Origin of the sequence: Enterococcus camelliae, from assembly GCF_042685105.1 — a bacterium.
In the GTDB taxonomy this organism is placed as follows: Bacteria; Bacillota; Bacilli; order Lactobacillales; family Enterococcaceae; genus Enterococcus_G; species Enterococcus_G camelliae.
This window is the reverse complement of record NZ_JBHUMO010000060.1, coordinates 16,375-16,892: the sequence shown is the minus strand read 5'-3', so window position 1 is coordinate 16,892 and position 518 is coordinate 16,375. Positions and strand designations below refer to the sequence as shown.

At 44.0% G+C, this 518-nt stretch carries 1 pseudogene; it reads right to left on the bottom strand.

Annotated features, from left to right (window positions below):
• Positions 1 to 518 (bottom strand): annotated as a pseudogene (locus ACFSR0_RS10425) (IS30 family transposase); the annotation flags it as partial.

Below are 518 nucleotides of genomic sequence, written 5' to 3'. Positions count from 1 at the left end.
GCATGGGTAAAGAATACCTGAACACCCGAGGAGCTTTCTTCGATAAGAGATAGCGTGGAAAATTCAGATCCGTTATCCGTGGTTAGCGTCTTGAATTGTTCTAGTCCTTGTTTTTCATTAAATCAAGTACGCCTTTTTGAACCAATGCGGCGCTTTTCCCCCAAACTTTTTTTGTGAGAAAGTAGCGCGTTTTCCGTTCAACCATCGTGATGATGACGGGCTCATTTTTTGTTTTTTTGCCTAAGACCAAATCAACTTCCCAATGTCCAAAGGTTTCTCTTGATAGTACTTCTGGTGCACGTTCTTCAATGCTGCGTCCTAAGTATCTAGCATTGCGGCCCTTCGGGTCTGAAACTGTTTTCTTTCGTGGTCGCATCCTGGTCTTCATAGGTAAATCAATGTTACGAATTGAGAGCACAGCAGCATTGATCAACGCATAAACGGTCTTCGTGCATGGAACGCGTTCCTCCGGATGCGACTTCTTATAGGATTGCACAAACGTATCCACACTGTGAAGA